Annotated in this window: 17 protein-coding genes and 2 tRNA genes; 14 read left to right on the forward strand and 5 right to left on the reverse strand. The window is 71.1% G+C overall.

The window, feature by feature from the left end:
* Nucleotides 1–10: 10 nt before the first annotated feature.
* Nucleotides 11–148 carry a 50S ribosomal protein L34 gene (gene rpmH, locus QRT04_RS08830; RefSeq protein WP_263730993.1) on the reverse strand — a complete coding sequence of 46 codons (138 nt, stop codon included), beginning with the start codon at nucleotides 146–148 and terminating at the stop codon, nucleotides 11–13.
* Between the two features lie 487 nt (nucleotides 149–635).
* Between rpmH and dnaA the strand changes: the two genes are divergently transcribed.
* From dnaA to gyrA, 7 genes are all read left to right on the forward strand, one after another.
* Nucleotides 636–2,087 (forward strand): chromosomal replication initiator protein DnaA, encoded by a 1,452-nt coding sequence (gene dnaA, locus QRT04_RS08835; protein ID WP_289454846.1) that lies wholly within the window; start codon nucleotides 636–638, stop codon nucleotides 2,085–2,087.
* 827 nt (nucleotides 2,088–2,914) lie between these two features.
* A complete protein-coding gene (gene dnaN, locus QRT04_RS08840) occupies nucleotides 2,915–4,045 on the forward strand; it encodes a DNA polymerase III subunit beta (RefSeq protein WP_289454847.1) in 1,131 nt (376 codons plus the stop codon).
* Nucleotides 4,046–4,160: 115 nt separating this feature from the next.
* A complete protein-coding gene (gene gnd / locus QRT04_RS08845) occupies nucleotides 4,161–5,111 on the forward strand; it encodes a phosphogluconate dehydrogenase (NAD(+)-dependent, decarboxylating) (RefSeq protein WP_289454848.1) in 951 nt (316 codons plus the stop codon).
* Between the two features lie 19 nt (nucleotides 5,112–5,130).
* Nucleotides 5,131–6,330, forward strand: a complete 1,200-nt coding sequence (recF, locus tag QRT04_RS08850) for a DNA replication/repair protein RecF (protein WP_289454849.1) — start codon at nucleotides 5,131–5,133, stop codon at nucleotides 6,328–6,330.
* The gene (locus tag QRT04_RS08855) at nucleotides 6,320–6,892 is read left to right on the forward strand and encodes a DUF721 domain-containing protein (protein ID WP_289454850.1); all 573 of its coding nucleotides are present in this window, start codon (nucleotides 6,320–6,322) and stop codon (nucleotides 6,890–6,892) included. The genes recF and QRT04_RS08855 overlap by 11 nt, the downstream gene beginning before the upstream one ends.
* 184 nt (nucleotides 6,893–7,076) lie before the next feature.
* Nucleotides 7,077–9,110: a DNA topoisomerase (ATP-hydrolyzing) subunit B gene (gyrB, locus tag QRT04_RS08860; RefSeq protein WP_289454851.1), complete on the forward strand. Its 2,034-nt coding sequence runs from the start codon at nucleotides 7,077–7,079 to the stop codon at nucleotides 9,108–9,110.
* A gap of 68 nt (nucleotides 9,111–9,178) precedes the next feature.
* Nucleotides 9,179–11,779 (forward strand): DNA gyrase subunit A, encoded by a 2,601-nt coding sequence (gyrA, locus tag QRT04_RS08865; RefSeq protein ID WP_289454852.1) that lies wholly within the window; start codon nucleotides 9,179–9,181, stop codon nucleotides 11,777–11,779.
* Nucleotides 11,780–11,843: 64 nt separating this feature from the next.
* On the opposite strand, the gene QRT04_RS08870 is transcribed toward gyrA, so the two are convergent.
* Entirely contained in the window at nucleotides 11,844–12,116 is a 273-nt protein-coding gene (locus QRT04_RS08870; RefSeq protein WP_289454853.1) for a hypothetical protein, read from the reverse strand.
* Nucleotides 12,117–12,348: 232 nt separating this feature from the next.
* Here QRT04_RS08870 and QRT04_RS08875 point away from each other — a divergent pair, with 232 nt between their 5' ends.
* The 4 genes from QRT04_RS08875 (at nucleotide 12,349) to QRT04_RS08890 (ending at nucleotide 13,277) form a co-directional block, all read left to right on the forward strand.
* Entirely contained in the window at nucleotides 12,349–12,858 is a 510-nt protein-coding gene (locus QRT04_RS08875; protein ID WP_289454854.1) for a DUF3566 domain-containing protein, read from the forward strand.
* Between the two features lie 78 nt (nucleotides 12,859–12,936).
* Nucleotides 12,937–13,010, forward strand: a tRNA-Ile gene (locus QRT04_RS08880).
* Nucleotides 13,011–13,035: 25 nt separating this feature from the next.
* Nucleotides 13,036–13,155: a DLW-39 family protein gene (locus tag QRT04_RS08885; protein WP_289454855.1), complete on the forward strand. Its 120-nt coding sequence runs from the start codon at nucleotides 13,036–13,038 to the stop codon at nucleotides 13,153–13,155.
* Between the two features lie 49 nt (nucleotides 13,156–13,204).
* Nucleotides 13,205–13,277 (forward strand) — tRNA-Ala (locus QRT04_RS08890).
* 65 nt (nucleotides 13,278–13,342) lie between these two features.
* Here the strand turns inward: QRT04_RS08890 and QRT04_RS08895 are convergent.
* From QRT04_RS08895 to QRT04_RS08905, 3 genes are read right to left on the reverse strand one after another with little or no spacing between them, the layout of a single operon-like run.
* A complete protein-coding gene (locus QRT04_RS08895; protein ID WP_289454856.1) occupies nucleotides 13,343–13,636 on the reverse strand; it encodes a hypothetical protein in 294 nt (97 codons plus the stop codon).
* A gap of 17 nt (nucleotides 13,637–13,653) precedes the next feature.
* A complete protein-coding gene (locus QRT04_RS08900; protein WP_289454857.1) occupies nucleotides 13,654–14,247 on the reverse strand; it encodes a hypothetical protein in 594 nt (197 codons plus the stop codon).
* Nucleotides 14,247–15,029: a hypothetical protein gene (locus QRT04_RS08905; protein ID WP_289454858.1), complete on the reverse strand. Its 783-nt coding sequence runs from the start codon at nucleotides 15,027–15,029 to the stop codon at nucleotides 14,247–14,249. The genes QRT04_RS08900 and QRT04_RS08905 overlap by 1 nt, the downstream gene beginning before the upstream one ends.
* A gap of 286 nt (nucleotides 15,030–15,315) precedes the next feature.
* On the opposite strand from QRT04_RS08905, the gene QRT04_RS08910 reads away from it, so the two are divergent.
* The 3 genes from QRT04_RS08910 to QRT04_RS08920 all read left to right on the forward strand — a co-directional run bounded on the left by QRT04_RS08910 (nucleotide 15,316) and on the right by QRT04_RS08920 (nucleotide 17,064).
* Nucleotides 15,316–15,984, forward strand: coding sequence for an AfsR/SARP family transcriptional regulator (locus QRT04_RS08910; protein ID WP_289454859.1), 669 nt, complete (start codon nucleotides 15,316–15,318; stop codon nucleotides 15,982–15,984).
* Nucleotides 15,985–16,105: 121 nt separating this feature from the next.
* Entirely contained in the window at nucleotides 16,106–16,828 is a 723-nt protein-coding gene (locus tag QRT04_RS08915) for a DUF2975 domain-containing protein (protein ID WP_289454860.1), read from the forward strand.
* Nucleotides 16,825–17,064 carry a helix-turn-helix domain-containing protein gene (locus tag QRT04_RS08920; RefSeq protein ID WP_289454861.1) on the forward strand — a complete coding sequence of 80 codons (240 nt, stop codon included), beginning with the start codon at nucleotides 16,825–16,827 and terminating at the stop codon, nucleotides 17,062–17,064. The genes QRT04_RS08915 and QRT04_RS08920 overlap by 4 nt, the downstream gene beginning before the upstream one ends.
* Nucleotides 17,065–17,072 lie beyond the last annotated feature (8 nt).

Here is a 17,072-nt window from a genome sequence, read left to right on the forward strand (position 1 = left end):
GACGCTGAGGTCAGGCCGAGAGCTCCGCGCGGCCCTTGCGGCGACGAGCCGAAAGGATCGCGCGGCCCGCGCGGGTCCGCATACGAAGGCGGAAGCCGTGGGTCTTCGCCCGACGCCGGTTGTTCGGCTGGAACGTGCGCTTGGTCACGAGGGTCTCCAACTGTCTTTCGCGTGGGCCGCGCAGCGATGCGCGCGACCAGGTCCGTGTGCCGAGCTCGACTGCTCCACGCACGCGCCGCGCGCGCGGCGTCGCCACTCAGGGCGCGCCAGCAGGAGCCATCAGGAAGGCTGGACAACGGTACGCCGCCCCTTGGAGGACGGTCAAATGGGCCTCGCGCCGCCCTCGGTCGACGCTGCGTCCCATGAGTTGGACACCTGTCCGTCATCACCCGTTCGCCCCCTGTCGTCCCGGTGCGGGCCTGACTAGCATCGCTCCTCGTCCCGCACCGCTCGGCTGTGGAAAGGTGACGGCCGGGCCGGCGCGATCACTCCGGCGGCAGCCCGGCACGATGCAGGTCGTCAGGCGCCGTTCCGAGGCTCCATATCACCGCTCACAGGTGTGGACAAGTATGTGGACAAGGACGCCGCATGCCAGACTCGACCACCCGCGCCGACAGAACTGCATGAGGTAGGACGTGTCACAGGACGAAGAGCTCGCCCGGGTCTGGGGCCACGTCGTCGGCAGCCTGGAGACGAGCCCCGACATCACGCCGCGCCAGCTGGCCTTCGTCCGGCTCGCCCGTCCTCTCGGCCTCCTCGACGGCACCTTGCTGCTTGCCGTGGGCAACGACCTCACCAAGGACTATCTCGAGTCCCGGGTGCGCTCCGAGGTGTCCGGCGCCCTGACGGAGGCTCTCGGACGGGACGCCCGGTTCGCCGTCACGGTCGACCCGGACCTGGACGGCGACACCCCGCTGCCGATGCCCGCACCCCAGCAGCCGCTGACCGCGATCGAGCCGCGCGACATCCAGCAGAGCACCGGCCAGGGCGACGCGCCCCCGCCCCCGTCGCAGGACGACCGCCCGGCCCACCCGCGGCGCACCAACCCCGAGCCGGCGCGCCTCAACCCGAAGTACCTGTTCGAGACCTTCGTCATCGGCAGCTCGAACCGCTTCGCGCACGCCGCCGCGGTCGCGGTCGCCGAGGCGCCGGCCAAGGCATACAACCCGCTCTTCATCTACGGCGACTCCGGCCTCGGGAAGACGCACCTGCTGCACGCGATCGGCCACTACGCCCAGAACCTCTACCCGAGCGTTCGCGTGCGGTACGTGAACTCGGAGGAGTTCACCAACGACTTCATCAACTCGATCTCCGAGGGCAAGGCCGGTGCCTTCCAGCGCCGCTACCGCGAGGTCGACGTGCTCCTCATCGACGACATCCAGTTCCTCCAGGGCAAGGAACAGACGATGGAGGAGTTCTTCCACACGTTCAACACGCTGCACAACGCGAACAAGCAGGTCGTGATCACGTCCGACCTGCCGCCCAAGCAGCTGAACGGCTTCGAGGACCGCATGCGGTCCCGCTTCGAGTGGGGCCTCATCACCGATGTCCAGCCGCCGGACCTCGAGACGCGTATCGCGATCCTCCGCAAGAAAGCCGGCTCGGAGCGCCTGCAGGCGCCGCCGGACGTCCTCGAGTACATCGCGAGCAAGATCTCGACGAACATCCGCGAGCTCGAGGGTGCGCTGATCCGCGTCACGGCGTTCGCGAACCTCAACCGTCAGCAGGTCGACCTCTCGCTCGCCGAGATCGTGCTGAAGGACCTCATCACGGACGACCAGACGACCGAGATCACCGCAACGCAGGTGATCGGGCAGACCGCGTCGTACTTCGGGCTGACGATCGACGACCTGTGCGGCTCGTCCCGCTCCCGCGTGCTCGTGACGGCCCGGCAGATCGCGATGTACCTCTGCCGCGAGCTGACCGACCTCTCCCTGCCCAAGATCGGCCAGGCCTTCGGCGGACGCGACCACACGACGGTCATGCACGCGAACCGCAAGATCCGTGAGCTGATGGCCGAGCGGCGCTCGATCTACAACCAGGTCACCGAGCTGACGAACCGGATCAAGCAGCAGAGCCGGTCCTGACCCCTGGCCGCACCACGCGCGGGAAGCGTGCCCGCGCCGCTCTGCCCTGTGCACATCCGCCGCGTCACCCACAACCGTTCGCCCGGTTTCGTCCCACTATGGCGAACGTTTATCCACAGTACCCACAGGCTGGCTGGGGACGAAGTACCCGGCCCGAGGACCGACGCGATGCGACCCGGGCGCAGGGGCCGCGGCCCGGTGACCTGGCATGACGCCTGCTCACGGCCTCGGCGCCGGCCCGACGGGGCCCGATGCCATGAACGAGTTCTCACGGCCGAAACGGTTCGCGGCAGTTGGCGGCAACACTCAGGCTCCGGGTGAAACATGCATGGGACGAATCTCCACACCTGTGTACACACCTGTGGATCACGGTGGATCGAGTGTCTGGAGCTGTGGAACACCAGGCTGCATCCGGTGGACGCTCACGGGCGGCTCCAGCGTCGTCCCGAGGCGTCCACCGGTGGCGGCGGCCGGCTCACATCGCGCCTCCACACCCGATTCTCGGCACCACCTGCGACAACGCCTGTCATCCACACCATCCACACGACCGATGACGACGACGAGACTTGTCATTCGCCGAGATCCACACACCGCCGTTGGGCTCACACGAACGCGGCAGGCCCGGTCGTACCCGCGTGTCGGACCTCTCGCGTAATGTTCGGCTGACGCCGGCCGCAGCCTGACTCTGCAGTGCTCTGAGCACACCCGTTCAAGGCACTCGTGCAGGCACGCGCCCGAGAGCTGCTCGACGGATCCCCAGACCCTGGGGCGACCGGCGGGCAGCAGCACGGGCGAGGTCCGACGTGCGTGACGACGAGAGGTGAGGCATGAGGTTCCGGGTCGAGCGTGACGTTCTCGCGGACGCAGTGACGTGGACGGCGCGCAGCCTGCCGACCCGTCCGCCCGTGCCGGTCCTCGCCGGTGTGCGGATCGAGGCGGACTCGACGGGCACGATCCAGCTCTCGAGCTTCGACTACGAGGTCTCCGCCCGGTCCCAGATCCCGGCCGACGTGAGCGACCCGGGCACCGTGCTGGTGTCGGGCCGGCTGCTGGCGGAGATCTCCCGGGCGCTCCCCGACAAGCCCGTCGACGTCGTGCTCGACGGCACGAAGGTCGTCGTCACCTGCGGCGCCAGCCGGTTCACTCTCCTGACGATGCCGGTCGAGGACTACCCGAACCTGCCGACCATGCCCCCGACCACGGGCACGGTCGACGGCGACGAGCTCACGCACGCGGTCGCGCAGGTCTCCGTCGCCGCCAGCCGTGACGACACGCTCCCCCTGCTCACGGGCGTGCGCGTCGAGATCGAGGGCGAGAAGGTCACGCTGCTCGCCACGGACCGGTACCGCCTCGCGCTGCGCGAGCTCACGTGGAAGCCGGCGTCGCCCGACGTCTCGACCGTCGCGCTGGTGCGCGCCCGGACTCTGACCGACGCCGCGAAGTCGCTGGGCGGCGCCGGTTCGGTCACGGTCGCGCTCTCGACCGGCGCCGGCGTCGACCTGATCGGGTTCGAGGCCGCGGGCCGGCAGACGACGAGCCTGCTCGTCGACGGCGACTACCCCGCGGTGCGTCGCCTGTTCCCTGACGAGACCCCGATCCACGCCGTCGTCGCGACGCACGCGCTGGCCGAGGCCGCGAAGCGCGTCGCGCTCGTCGCCGAGCGCAACACGCCGATCCGGCTGTCGTTCACCGAGGGCCAGGTCGTGCTCGACGCCGGCCAGGGCGACGACGCGCAGGCGTCCGAGGCGCTCGAGGCGACGCTCGTCGGTGAGGACATCTCGGTGGCGTTCAACCCGCAGTTCCTGCTCGACGGCCTGGGCGCGCTCGACACGTCGTTCGTGCGCATGTCGTTCACGCACCCCAACAAGCCCGTCGAGTTCACGGGCCAGGAGTCGGCCGACGGCGACGACAAGCAGGACTACCGCTACCTGCTGGTGCCGATCCGCTTCGCGAGCTGACGGCGGCAACGGCCGGCACCCGGCGTCGGTGTGCGCGGTCGCACGTCGCGGGTGCACAGTGGCTCCGGGCCTCGGAAGACGCGGCTCGAATCCGAACGAGGAGGGGCGGACGGCCATGCACGTCGGTCTGGTGGGTCTGGGCAAGATGGGCGCGAACATGCGCGAGCGCATGCGGGGCGCCGGCATCGAGGTCACAGGGTTCGACCGCAACCCCGACGTCACCGACGTCCCGAGCCTCGAGGCGCTGGTGGAGGCGCTGCCGGCCGGAGAGCGCGTCGTCTGGGTCATGGTCCCGTCCGGCGAGATCACGGACGACGTCATCAACCAGCTCGCCGACCTGCTGAGCGAGGGCGACCTCGTCATCGACGGTGGCAACTCGTACTACCAGGACGACCTGCCGCACGCAGAGCGACTCGGCGCCAAGGGCGTCGGGTTCATGGACGCCGGCGTCTCCGGCGGCGTGTGGGGTCTCAAGAACGGCTACGGCCTGATGGTCGGCGGCGACGTCGAGCACGTGCAGCGCGCGATGCCGGTGTTCGACGCGCTGCGGCCTGAGGGTCCCCGCGAGGAGGGCTTCGTGCACGCGGGCACGGTCGGCGCCGGACACTTCGCGAAGATGGTCCACAACGGCATCGAGTACGGCCTGATGCAGGCGTACGCGGAGGGCTACGAGCTCCTCGCGGCGAAGGACCTCGTCACCGACGTCCACGGCACGATGAAGGCCTGGGTGCGCGGCACGGTCGTGCGCTCCTGGCTGCTCGAGCTACTGGTCAAGGCGCTCGAGCAGGACCCGGGCCTCGGCGCGATCGACGACTGGGTCGAGGACTCGGGCGAAGGCCGCTGGACGGTCGACGAGGCGATCGACCTCGCGGTGCCGGCACCCGTCATCTCCGCGTCGCTGTTCGCGCGGTTCGCGTCGCGTCAGGGCGAGTCCCCCGCGATGAAGGCCGTCGCGGCGCTCCGCCAGCAGTTCGGTGGCCACGCGGTGAAGCCGGCGGGCACGACCGGTCCCGCCGCATCGAGCAGCACGCCCGCACGGGCCGCCGCCGTGCCCCCGAACGCCTGAGCGATCCCAGCCCCACCCGATGTACGTCGCCCACCTGTCGCTCACCGACTTCCGCTCCTACCCGCAGGTCGAGCTGCCGCTCGAGCCGGGCATCACGGCGCTGGTCGGCCCGAACGGTCAGGGCAAGACGAACCTCGTCGAGGCCATCGGATACGTCGCGACGCTGGGTAGTCACCGTGTGCCGAGCGACGCGGCCCTGGTGCGGCAGGGTGCGTCGCGGGCGATCGTGAGGGCGCGCGTCGTGCGTGACGACGAGCGTGGCGAGTCCCGCGCGACCCTCGTCGAGCTCGAGGTGACGCCGGGCCGGTCGAACCGCGCGCGCATCAACGGTGCGTCGCCGACCCGCGCCCGCGACGTGCTGGGCATCCTCCGGACGGTCCTGTTCGCGCCCGAGGACCTCGCTCTCGTCAAGGGCGACCCGGACGGACGACGCCGGTTCCTCGACGAGCTGCTCGTGCAACGGACGCCGCGCATCTCGGCGACGATCGGTGACTACGAACGCGTGCTGCGTCAGCGCTCGGCCCTGCTCAAGTCGGCGGGTGCCGCGGTGCGCGGGTCTCGGGGCGGCGCGGATCTGCGGACCCTCGACGTGTGGGACGCCAAGCTCGCGCAGACCGGAGCGGAGATCGTCGTGGCCCGCCGTGCGCTGGTCGCGGAGCTCGCGCCGCACGTCGCGAAGTCGTACGCGCAGGTCAGCGCGGGGCAGGGCGATGCCGTCATCACGTACCGCGCGTCGCTCGACGCCGTGCTCGAGCAGGACGAGGACGTGATCACCGCGGCAGGGGCGTCGGTCGAGCTCGTCGAGGCGCAGCTGCTCGAGGCGATGGGGCGCTTGCGCGGCAAGGAGATCGACCGCGGCGTCAGCCTCGTCGGCCCGCACCGTGACGATCTCGTCCTCGCACTCGGCGGCATGCCCGCCAAGGGGTACGCGAGCCACGGTGAGTCCTGGTCGTACGCGCTCGCCCTCCGCCTGGCGTCGTACGCGCTGCTCACCGACGGCGGTGACGACGCCCTCGGCTGGGGCCACGACGGCGAGCCGGTGCTGATTCTCGACGACGTGTTCGCCGAGCTCGACGCCCGGCGTCGCGACCGGCTCGCGGAGCTCGTCGCCCCCGCGCGTCAGGTGCTGATCACGGCCGCCGTCGCCGACGACGTGCCGGAGCCGCTGGCCGGCGCCCGGGTCGACGTCATGGGCGGCGAGGTCGCGCGTGTCCTCTGACGACGCGCTGCTGCCTGCGCCGGCCCGCTCGGCGGACGACGGGACGCCGCTGCACGTGGTCGCCGACCTGACGCCGCCCGATCGGGTGGCCGCCGCCGCGCTCGGCCGCGCCAAGGCGGCGGCTCGCGCGCGTGGCATCCGCCCCGGCGACGCACCCCGGCGTCGGCCCTCGTTCGACGCCCCGGCCGGCGCGCCGGGCGTCGGCCCGCGCGACCCGCGATCGATCGGCGACACGCTCGACGGCGTGCTGGCTGGGCTCGGGTCCTCGTCGGACCGGCTCGGCGGCTCGATCCAGCACCGCTGGGCCGAGCTCGTCGGCGCCGAGGTCGCGGACAAGTGCGCGTTCGAGTCGTTCGAGGGCGGCGCGCTCACCGTTCGTGCGAGCTCGACCGCGTGGGCCACCCAGCTGCGGCTCCTGGTCCCGACGATGCTCGCCCGGTTCGCGGAGGATCTCGGCGCCGACGCGGTCCTCGAGATCACCGTCCTGGGGCCCGGCGGTCCGAGATTCGGCCGCGGCCCGAAGCGCGTCCGGGGCCGCGGCGAGCGCGACACGTACGGCTGACGGTGAACAGGGCGGCCCCGAACCCGGGTTTCGGGGGGTCCGGCAGGTAGACTGGACAGGTCATTCCTGGCGCATCGGTGCCGGTACAGAGACGAGAACTCCAGCGTCATGGAGTGATCCGCCCTCCTTCGGGTCCGGCGGCGCGCTCCGCGGCGCTTGTGAGTCGACAGGAGCGAGCCCGCACGTGGCCGAGCAGAGCACGAACAAGCCCGACACCCCGACCAAGAGCGGATCGACCAACGGCGGCTACGACGCCAGCGCGATCACGGTTCTCGAGGGCCTCGAGGCGGTCCGCAAGCGGCCCGGCATGTACATCGGCTCGACCGGTGCGCGCGGTCTGCACCACCTGGTCTACGAGATCGTCGACAACGCGGTCGACGAGGCGCTGGCCGGCTACTGCGACCACATCGAGGTCACGCTGCTGCCGGACGGCGGCGTGCGCGTGGTCGACAACGGCCGCGGCATCCCGGTCGCGATCCACCCGACCGAGGGCAAGCCGACGCTCGAGGTCGTGATGACGATCCTGCACGCGGGCGGCAAGTTCGGCGGCGGCGGCTACGCCGTCTCGGGCGGGCTGCACGGCGTCGGCGTCTCGGTGGTGAACGCGCTGTCGACGCGCGTCGAGTCCGTCGTCAAGCGCGACGGCTACTCGTGGGAGATGGACTTCGCTGACGGCGGCAAGCCCGCGAGCGAGCTCCGCCGCGGCGAGCCGACCGACGAGACCGGAACGACGCAGACCTTCTGGGCCGACTCGAGCATCTTCGAGACCATCGACTACGACTTCGAGACGCTGCGCGCGCGGTTCCAGCAGTACGCGTTCCTCAACAAGGGCCTCCAGATCACGCTGACCGACGAGCGTCCGCAGCACGTCGTCGAGGGCGACGAGGTCGTCGGCGAGGAGGAGGCGCCCAAGGTCCGGGTCGTCACCTACAAGTACGAGAACGGGCTGCTCGACTACGTCACTCACCTGAACGCCGCGAAGAAGGTCGAGCTGGTCAACCCCGAGGTCATCGACTTCGAGGCCGAGGACACGGAGAAGCGCATCTCCGTCGAGATCGCGATGCAGTGGACGACCGCCTACTCCGAGTCGGTGCACACGTTCGCGAACACGATCTCGACCACCGAGGGCGGCACGCACGAGGAGGGGTTCCGCGCGGCCCTCACCACGCTCATCAACAAGTACGCGCGCGACAAGGGCATCCTCAAGGAGAAGGAGGAGAACCTCACGGGTGACGACATCCGCGAGGGTCTGACCGCCGTCATCTCCGTCAAGCTCGGTGAGCCGCAGTTCGAGGGCCAGACGAAGACGAAGCTCGGCAACACCGAGGCGAAGACGTTCGTGCAGCGCGTCGTCAACGAGAAGCTCGGCGACTGGCTCGACTCGCACCCGAACGACGCGCGCGACGTGATCCGCAAGTCGATCCAGGCGGCCGCGGCCCGCATGGCGGCCCGCAAGGCGCGCGAGGCGACCCGTCGCAAGGGCCTGCTCGAGTCCGGCGGCATGCCCGGCAAGCTCAAGGACTGCCAGAGCAACCGCCCGGAGGAGTGCGAGGTCTTCATCGTCGAGGGGGACTCCGCCGGCGGCTCGGCGGTCCGCGGCCGCAACCCCCGCACGCAGGCGATCCTGCCGATCCGCGGCAAGATCCTGAACGTCGAGCGCGCGCGTCTCGACAAGGCACTGGGCAACCAGGAGGTCCAGTCGCTGATCACAGCCTTCGGCACGGGCATCGGCGAGGACTTCGACCTCGCGAAGCTCCGCTACCACAAGATCGTGCTGATGGCGGATGCCGACGTCGACGGCAAGCACATCTGCACGTTGCTCCTGACGCTGCTCTTCCGGTACATGCCGGAGCTCATCACCAACGGTCACGTGTACCTCGCGCAGCCGCCGCTCTACCGGATCAAGTGGAGCAACGCCGAGCACGACTTCGTGTACTCCGACCGTGAGCGCGACGCGTTCATCGCCGACGGCACGGCCAACGGCAAGCGGCTCCCCAAGGAGAACGCGATCCAGCGCTACAAGGGTCTGGGCGAGATGGACTACCAGGAGCTGTGGGAGACGACCATGTCGCCCGAGCACCGCACGCTGCTGCAGGTCAACCTCGACGAGGCGGCCGCGGCGGACGAGATCTTCTCGGTGCTCATGGGCGAGGACGTCGAGTCGCGCCGCTCGTTCATCCAGCAGAACGCCAAGGACGTGCGCTTCCTCGACATCTGAGGCCGCGGCGTGCTCGCGCGCGCCCCGCACCCACGACAACCTCCCGCACCACCTGACGAAGGACACACGTGAGCGAGACCACCGGATCCGACGGCATCGAGCACGGCCGGATCGACCAGGTCGACCTGCAGCTCGAGATGCAGCGGTCGTACCTCGACTACGCGATGTCGGTCATCGTCGGCCGTGCGCTGCCGGACGTCCGCGACGGCCTCAAGCCGGTGCACAAGCGCGTGCTCTACGCGATGTACGACGGGGGCTACCGCCCCGAGCGGCAGTTCTCGAAGTGCAGCCGCGTGGTCGGCGACGTCATGGGCAAGTACCACCCGCACGGCGACACCGCGATCTACGACGCGCTCGTCCGCCTCGTGCAGGACTGGTCGATGCGCTACCCGCTCGTCGCGGGACAGGGGAACTTCGGCAGCCCCGGTGACGACCCCGCCGCGGCCCCGCGGTACACCGAGTGCAAGATGGCGCCGCTGGCCATGGAGATGGTTCGCGACATCGACGAGGACACCGTCGACTTCCAGGACAACTACGACGGCCGCACCCAGGAGCCGTCCGTCCTGCCGAGCCGGTTCCCGAACCTGCTGGTCAACGGCTCAGCCGGCATCGCGGTCGGCATGGCGACCAACATCCCGCCGCACAACCTGCGCGAGGTCGCCGACGGCGTCCAGTGGTACCTCGAGCACCCGGAGGCCTCGAAGGAGGAGCTCCTCGAGGCGCTGCTCGTGCGCGTCAAGGGTCCCGACTTCCCGACGGGCGCCACGATCCTCGGCCACCGCGGCATCGAGGACGCGTACCGCACGGGTCGCGGCTCGATCACGATGCGCGCGGTCGTGCAGGTCGAGGAGATCCAGGGCCGCATCTGCCTGGTCGTGACCGAGCTGCCGTTCCAGGTGAACCCGGACACGCTCGCGCGCAAGATCGCCGACCTGGTCCGCGAGAACCGCGTGCAGGGCATCGCCGACATCCGCGACGAGACGTCCGGCCGCACGGGCCAGCGCCTGGTGATCGTGCTCAAGCGCGACGCCGTCGCGAAGGTCGTGCTCAACAACCTCTACAAGCACACGCAGCTGCAGGACACGTTCGGCGCGAACATGCTGGCGCTCGTCGACGGCGTCCCGCGCACGCTGAGCATCGACGCGTTCGTGCGGCACTGGACCGCGCACCAGATCGACGTCATCCAGCGCCGCACGCGCTACCGCCTGAACAAGGCCGAGTCGGAGATCCACATCTACCGCGGCTACCTGAAGGCGCTCGACGCGCTCGACGAGGTCATCGCGCTCATCCGGCGCTCGCCCGACGCCGACCAGGCGCGCAGCGGCCTGATGGAGCTCCTCGACATCGACGAGCCGCAGGCGCAGGCGATCCTCAACCTCCAGCTCCGCCGGCTGGCTGCCCTCCAGCGCCAGGAGATCCTCGACAACTACGCCAAGCTCGAGGCGCTCATCACGGAGTACAACGCGATCCTCGCCTCCGACCAGCGCCAGCGCGACATCGTCTCCGAGGAGCTCGCGGACATCGTCACGAAGTACGGCGACGACCGGCGGACGACGATCCTCCCCTACGACGGCGACGTCTCGATCGAGGACCTCATCGCCGAGGAGGAGATGGTCGTCACGATCACCCGCGGCGGCTACGCGAAGCGCACGCGCAGCGACAACTACCGGGCGCAGCGCCGCGGCGGCAAGGGCGTGCGCGGCGCGCAGCTGCGCGAGGACGACATCGTCGACCACTTCTTCGTGACGACGACGCACCACTGGCTGCTGTTCTTCACGAACCTCGGCCGCGTGTACCGCGCCAAGGCGTACGAGCTGCCCGAGGGCGGCCGCGACGCGAAGGGCCAGCACGTCGCGAACCTGCTCGCGTTCCAGCCGGGCGAGAAGATCGCGCAGGTGCTCGACATCCGCGACTACGAGCAGGCGGAGTACCTGGTGCTCGCCACGCAGCGCGGCCTCGTCAAGAAGACGAAGCTCACCGAGTACGACTCGAACCGCTCGGGCGGCATCATCGCGATCAACCTGCGCGAGGACGAGAACGGCCTGCCCGACGAGCTGGTCTCGGCGCGCATCGTCAACGCCGACCAGGACCTGATCCTCGTCAGCCGCAAGGGTCAGTCGGTGCGGTTCACCGCGTCGGACGATGCGCTGCGGCCGATGGGCCGGCCGGCGTCGGGCGTCAAGGGCATGAGCTTCCGCGCGGACGACGAGCTGCTCGCGGCCGACGTGGTGCGCGAGGACGCCTTCCTCTTCACCGTGACCGAGGGCGGCATCGCCAAGCGGACCGCGCTCACGGTCGAGAACTACCGGCAGCAGGGTCGTGGTGGCCTGGGCATCAAGGTGGCGAACCTGCCGGAGGCGAACGGCGACCTGGTCGGCGCGCTCGTCGTGGACGCCGACGACGAGGTGCTCGTCATCATGGAGCGCGGCAAGATCGTGCGCTCCGCGACCGCCGAGGTGCACGCGACGGGTCGCGCGACCCAGGGCGTCATCTTCGCGAAGCCCGACCGCGGCGACCGCATCATCGCGGTCGCTCGGAACACCGAGCGGCACCTCGCAGACGATGCCGGTACCGTGGGCGCCGACAGCGACCCGGACCTTCCGGGCGCGTCTGACGCAGCTGAGGGCGTCGGACCCGCCGACGCCGAGGCCTCAGGACAGGACGCATGACCGAACCCACCCCGCCGTCGATCCCCCCGCGCCAGCGCCCGACCGAGCCGTCGGGCGAGGCCCGTCAGCCCACGTCGTCGCGTGCGCAGACCGGGTCCGCGGTCGCGTGGGACACGCCCGAGGAGACGCGGCCCGTCCGCACGAGCGTGACCGGGCGGACCGCGACGTCGAAGAACGGCAGGACGTCGACCGGATCGGCGTCCGGCTCCGGTGGCGCGCCGTCCGGACCGAACGGGACGCAGCAGCGCCCGAACGGCACGGCCGCGGCCGCCGCGAGCGCCTCGGCCTCGGCGGCCCCGGCGCTCGCCTCGAACGGCCACGGTGCCACCGGCGCCACGACCGTCTCCCCGGGATCTCCACCGAACTCACCCGCGCGCCCTGCGCGGGAGCCCATCGACACCCCGCAGACTCGGAGTGACGCCGACTTCCCGGCACCGACCGACGACGACGAACCGCCCTCGCCGCTCCAGACTGCCGTCGACACGGCGACTGTCTGGGTTCGGAAGGCGGCCACCGCCACAGGTGCCGCGATCGGCTCGATGACCCGCCCCCGCACCGAGGAACCCCCGATGACGACGATCCCGCCGGCGCCCGCCCCCGCGAGCGCCCCCTCCGCGGCCGCGGCCCCCGCGTCTGCGCCGCGTGCCGCGGGCTCCGGTCCGGCCGGCCTCGGCAGCACCGCGCGCCCGGCCACCGGCCGCATCCCCGCCGTGGGCGGGCCCCGCCGCGTGCGACTCGCGATCTCGCGCGTCGACCCGTGGTCCGTGATGAAGCTGTCGTTCCTGCTCTCGGTCGCTGCGGGCATCATGCTCGTGGTCGCCGCGGCGGCGGTGTGGTTCACGCTCGACGGCCTGCACGTGTTCACCAAGGTGAACGACTTCATCATCCAGGTCACCGGCAAGGAGAGCGGCGTCAACATCCTGCAGTACGTCGCCTTCAAGCGGGTCGTGTCCGGCGCGACGCTCATCGCGGTGATCGACGTCTTCCTGCTGACAGCGCTCTCGACGATCGGGGCCTTCCTGTACAACATCGTCGCTGCACTGGTCGGTGGCCTGCACGTCACGATGACCGACGAGTAGCCGACGCTCGGTTTGGGCGGGGCACCTGGCCTGGGGTAGTCTCGTCCGGCGCGCGAGGGCGGTGACGTCCGCGCCAACGGGCCTATAGCTCAGACGGTTAGAGCGCTTCCCTGATAAGGAAGAGGTCACAGGTTCAAGTCCTGTTAGGCCCACTCCCGACCACCCGTGGGGGACCCGATGAAGAAGCTCCTGCTCCTCCTGGCGGTCGCGGCCGCCGGCTACGTCGTGTACCAGAAGATCACGCAGGACCGCGACGAGCGGGACCTGTGGGCAGAGGTCACCGACACCTTCGAGTGAGCGGCTCGCTCCGGCGAGACACTCCACCCCGGGGCGCGCGCGTCCCGTCGGGGCCATGGCGCAATTGGTAGCGCACCTGCTTTGCAAGCAGGGGGTTAGGGGTTCGAGTCCCCTTGGCTCCACGCGATCGACGAACGCCCCGCCGAGATGGTCGGCGGGGCGTTCGTGCTTCACAGGACGCGACCGGTCACGGCTGGTCGAGCGCGTAGTCCTCGTCGGTGAGGGCGACGTGCACCTGCGTGCCGTACGGCGGCCACGCGCCGGGCGCGGCGTTGAAGAGGCCGCCGATCGCGGTGGCGACCTCGAGGTAGAACCTCTCCGGCTTCTTGTTGTACTCGCGGCTCTCGTGCGGGTCGGGCCGCAGCTTGTACTCGACCGGCTTGGCGGCGGCGGTCCAGATCTTGATGCCGCGTGAGCCCGTGCGCAGCTCGGCGTACTTGAACACGACACCGCCGACCTCGACCTCGGGTGCTCCGTTCATGGTGATCTCCTTCGACTTCAGCGGAACGTCAGGACGCTGTGCTCGAGCGCAGCGACCTTCTGGGCGAGCTGCCGAGCCACCGGGGGCGTCCACACCACCGGGTCGGCGGCGAGGCTCGCGGTGCGCAGCGTGAGGGTCCCCGGCGCGGTCACCGGAGCCCAGGGAAAGGCCGCCGCGTCCTCGGCCGGCGGGCTCAGCGCGAGCAGGGCGAGGACGATCCCGACCTCGCCCGCGGCGGTTGTCACCTGCGCGCACGCGCGGGTGGTCGCAGCGCCCGCCTCCGACGCCGCGAAGCCCGCGAACGCCGCGCGGACGGCTGCCGGTGCCCGTCGGACCGCCGCCAGGGTGGCGCTGACGAACGGCGGCGCAGCCGACGCCCGGGCGAGCGGGACGTCGCGCGGGCGGAGCGTGGTCGACGAGGACGTCGAGGAGCCGGTCGCGAAGCCGAGCAGGGCCAGGTCGGCGACCACCGCGTCGAGCAGCGGCTGCGTGGTCGCGGACCGCTGCGCCGCGGTCAGCGCGTAGAGCAGCGCGTCGACCACCGGGTCGCCCGGCTTCGTCCCGGTCGGGAGCTCGACCGCCACGCCCGCGACACAGGCGTAGCGGGCCATCAGAGGTCCGGCAGGTTCGCGATGTAGTTCTTCGCGTGCTCGCCGAGCTTCTTCTGGACCTCCTTGCGGACCTTCGAGTAGACGGCGTCGTTGAGCGACAGGCTGGTCGAGCCGTCCTGGATCGACACGGAGGTCGACGAGTACGTCATCCACAGGAACTTGGTCGTGTCGGCGGTGCCCGTGAACGCGAACGCTCCGAGCTGGAGCGCCACCGAGCCGTTCGTCTCGTTCGCGAGTCCGACCGAGAACGTGCCCGCGTTGTTCGACGTCGACGACGACGAGTAGATCGCCCACGGCGCGCCGGAGTCGTCGGCCGAGCCCTTGAGCGCGTTGACGGCGGCCTCGACGATGCCGAGCTCGGCGGGCGCGATGATCGCGCCGAGGATCTCGAGCACGACCTGGTCGATCTCGACCGTCGCCGTCTTCGTCTGGTAGCTGCCGAAGTCGATCGCCTGCGCCGTGTAGCCGATCTGCTGGAGCAGCGTCGTGACGTACGTGTAGTAGCCGATCGGGTCGCTCGTCGGCACGTGGCCCGCCTTGACGCCCGACAGCTGCGCGAGGGCGAGCGAGTTGTTGAGGTCGTCCTTGTGCTGCGCCGAGACGTAGGCGGAGAACGACACGAGCGAGTTGCCGACGACGGTGGCGCTCGCGGTGTCGTCCTGCTGGTCGGACGCGCCGCCGGCGGCCACGGCGAGCGTGTCGCTCAGCGCCGGGTGCTCCTCGATGCCGCTCAGGTCGATCGCGTCCAGTGCCGCGGCCGCGCTCTCTGCGGTGGTGGTCATGGTTCCTCCCCGTGGTGACGTCGCCGGGTCCGTCCCGGCGAGCCCATGCCACCGATCCGGCGTCGCCCTCGCGTGACGGCCGCGCACCGCGGGAGTCACTCGCGTGTCGCCCCGCGTCACGGCGGCGTGACGGCAACGCTTCACGGGGTGACGGCTCCGTGTCCGGACCAGTCGGGTGGCGCCGCGGCCGATACCTTGACGCCACGGGGAGCGAGCGGGGGGCGGCTTGATGGGTCATGTCTTGGCGTTGCTCGGACCGCTCCGGTTGCGGGCCGACGGCAGGCGGGTGGCGCTCGCCCAGCCGACGGCGCGGCTCCTCGCGGCGCTCGCGCTCGACGGCCCGATGTCGCGCGACCGAGCGGCCGACCGGATGTGGCCCGACGCGCCGACGGTCCGCGCGCTCGCCAACCTGCGCACCGGCCTGTCCCGGCTGCGGCGCGCGGCGCCCGGCGTCATCGACGTCGGCGGCCCCGTGCTCGCGCTCGCAGACGACGTCCACGTCGACGTCGACGACGTCATGACGTGGGTGAACGCGACGATCTACGACGACGCGCCGGCCAACGAGCACGCTGGCCCGCCGCCCGAGGTCGGGCGCGAGCTCCTCGCGGGGTGGGACGACGAGTGGTCGCGGGACCACCGCGAGCGGTGGCACGTGCTGATCGGACAGGCGCTCGAGACCGCCGCGACGAGGCTGCTCTCGCTCGGCCGGCCCGCCGCGGCGCTGCCGTACGGGCTCGCGGCCGTCGCGGTCGAGCCGTGGTCGGAGTCGGCGAACCGGGTGCTCATCGAGATCCACGCCCGCCGGGGTGACCCCGCGGGTGCGCTCCGGCAGTTCGAGCGGCTCTCACGTGCGCTCAAGGCGGAGCTCGGCGTCGCCCCGACGCCGGACCTCGTGGCGCTGGTGCGTCAGCTCTACCCGTTCGGCATGGGTCGCGCGGGGGCACGGACGGCCTGACCGGTCGCTTCCTCGCGGCCCAGCGCGGTCGGTGCACCCGCTGGCACCCGCTGGATCATTGCGCCCGAACGATCGCGGTCTTATCGTTGATCGATAACATCGAATAACGATAAGGACGGCCATGCAGACGACGGCGATCGACGACGACCTGCGGGTGCAGCCGAACCCGGCGCGCGCCCGGGTGGTGGCCGGGCTGCTCGAGGCCACCCTCTGGGTGCTGCTCGCGGTCGTGATCGTCACGCAGGTGGTGCGGCCGCTGGTGGGCCCGTCGATGCTCGGCATCGGCCAGGGCCCGTACTGGGGGATGGATCGCGAGATCCGCGCCGACCTGTCCCCGGACGTGTGGGCCAGGGCCGCGGCGGACCTCGGGGGAACGCTGCCGGCGGCGCTCGCTCGCGGCCTCGGCGACGGTGAGTACCACCGGGGCGAGGCCGTCGAGTCGACGCTGCCGAACAGCGTCGAGATCCAGGCGTGGGACCCGGACCTGCGTCAGACCGCGGGGCTGGGCGGCTCCGCGCTGCTGACCGGCGTCGTCGTGGCCGTCGCCCTGGCGCTCGCGCTCCTGGTGGTGCGCGACCTGCGCCGCGGCCGGCTGTTCCGGGCGGCGAACCTGCGGCGCGTCTACGCGGCCGCGGTGGTGGTCGGGTTCGGCGGGATGCTCGCGCAGGTGCTCGGCGCCTGGGGTCGGGTCGGGATCCTCGAGTCGCCGCGGCTCGCGGGGTACGTCGAGCCGAGCTGGTCCGTGTCGTTCGTGCCGCTGGTCGTCGGGCTCACGCTGGCCGGCGGCGCCGAGGTGCTGCGGCTCGGCGTGCGGATGCAGCGCGACGTCGAGGGGCTGGTGTGACGCCCGCGACAGACGCGGACGACGACGCCGGGATCGTCGTGCACCTCGACGCGCTGCTCGAGGCCCGCGGCATGACGCTCACCGAGCTGGCCGCGCGCGTGGACATCACGCTCGCGAACCTCTCGGTGCTCAAGAACGGACGCGCACGGGCGGTGCGGTTCTCGACGCTCGCGGCCATCTGCCGGGAGCTCGGCTGCCAGCCCGGTGACGTGCTGGGCTACGACCCGAGCCGCTGACGGCGGGT

The organism is Cellulomonas alba (assembly GCF_030362835.1).
Taxonomy (GTDB): domain Bacteria; phylum Actinomycetota; class Actinomycetes; order Actinomycetales; family Cellulomonadaceae; genus Cellulomonas; species Cellulomonas alba.

What these genes read in the sequence shown, in the direction of transcription:
- QRT04_RS08905 (WP_289454858.1), bottom strand. Translation starts at nt 15,029, where the DNA reads ATGACCACCACCGCAGAGAGCGCGGCCGCGGCACTGGACGCGATCGAC.
- QRT04_RS08915 (WP_289454860.1), top strand. Translation starts at nt 16,106, where the DNA reads ATGCAGACGACGGCGATCGACGACGACCTGCGGGTGCAGCCGAACCCG.
- QRT04_RS08875 (WP_289454854.1), top strand. Translation starts at nt 12,349, where the DNA reads ATGACGACGATCCCGCCGGCGCCCGCCCCCGCGAGCGCCCCCTCCGCG.
- recF (WP_289454849.1), top strand. Translation starts at nt 5,131, where the DNA reads ATGTACGTCGCCCACCTGTCGCTCACCGACTTCCGCTCCTACCCGCAG.
- QRT04_RS08900 (WP_289454857.1), bottom strand. Translation starts at nt 14,247, where the DNA reads ATGGCCCGCTACGCCTGTGTCGCGGGCGTGGCGGTCGAGCTCCCGACC.
- QRT04_RS08885 (WP_289454855.1), top strand. Translation starts at nt 13,036, where the DNA reads ATGAAGAAGCTCCTGCTCCTCCTGGCGGTCGCGGCCGCCGGCTACGTC.
- gnd (WP_289454848.1), top strand. Translation starts at nt 4,161, where the DNA reads ATGCACGTCGGTCTGGTGGGTCTGGGCAAGATGGGCGCGAACATGCGC.
- QRT04_RS08895 (WP_289454856.1), bottom strand. Translation starts at nt 13,636, where the DNA reads ATGAACGGAGCACCCGAGGTCGAGGTCGGCGGTGTCGTGTTCAAGTAC.
- dnaN (WP_289454847.1), top strand. Translation starts at nt 2,915, where the DNA reads ATGAGGTTCCGGGTCGAGCGTGACGTTCTCGCGGACGCAGTGACGTGG.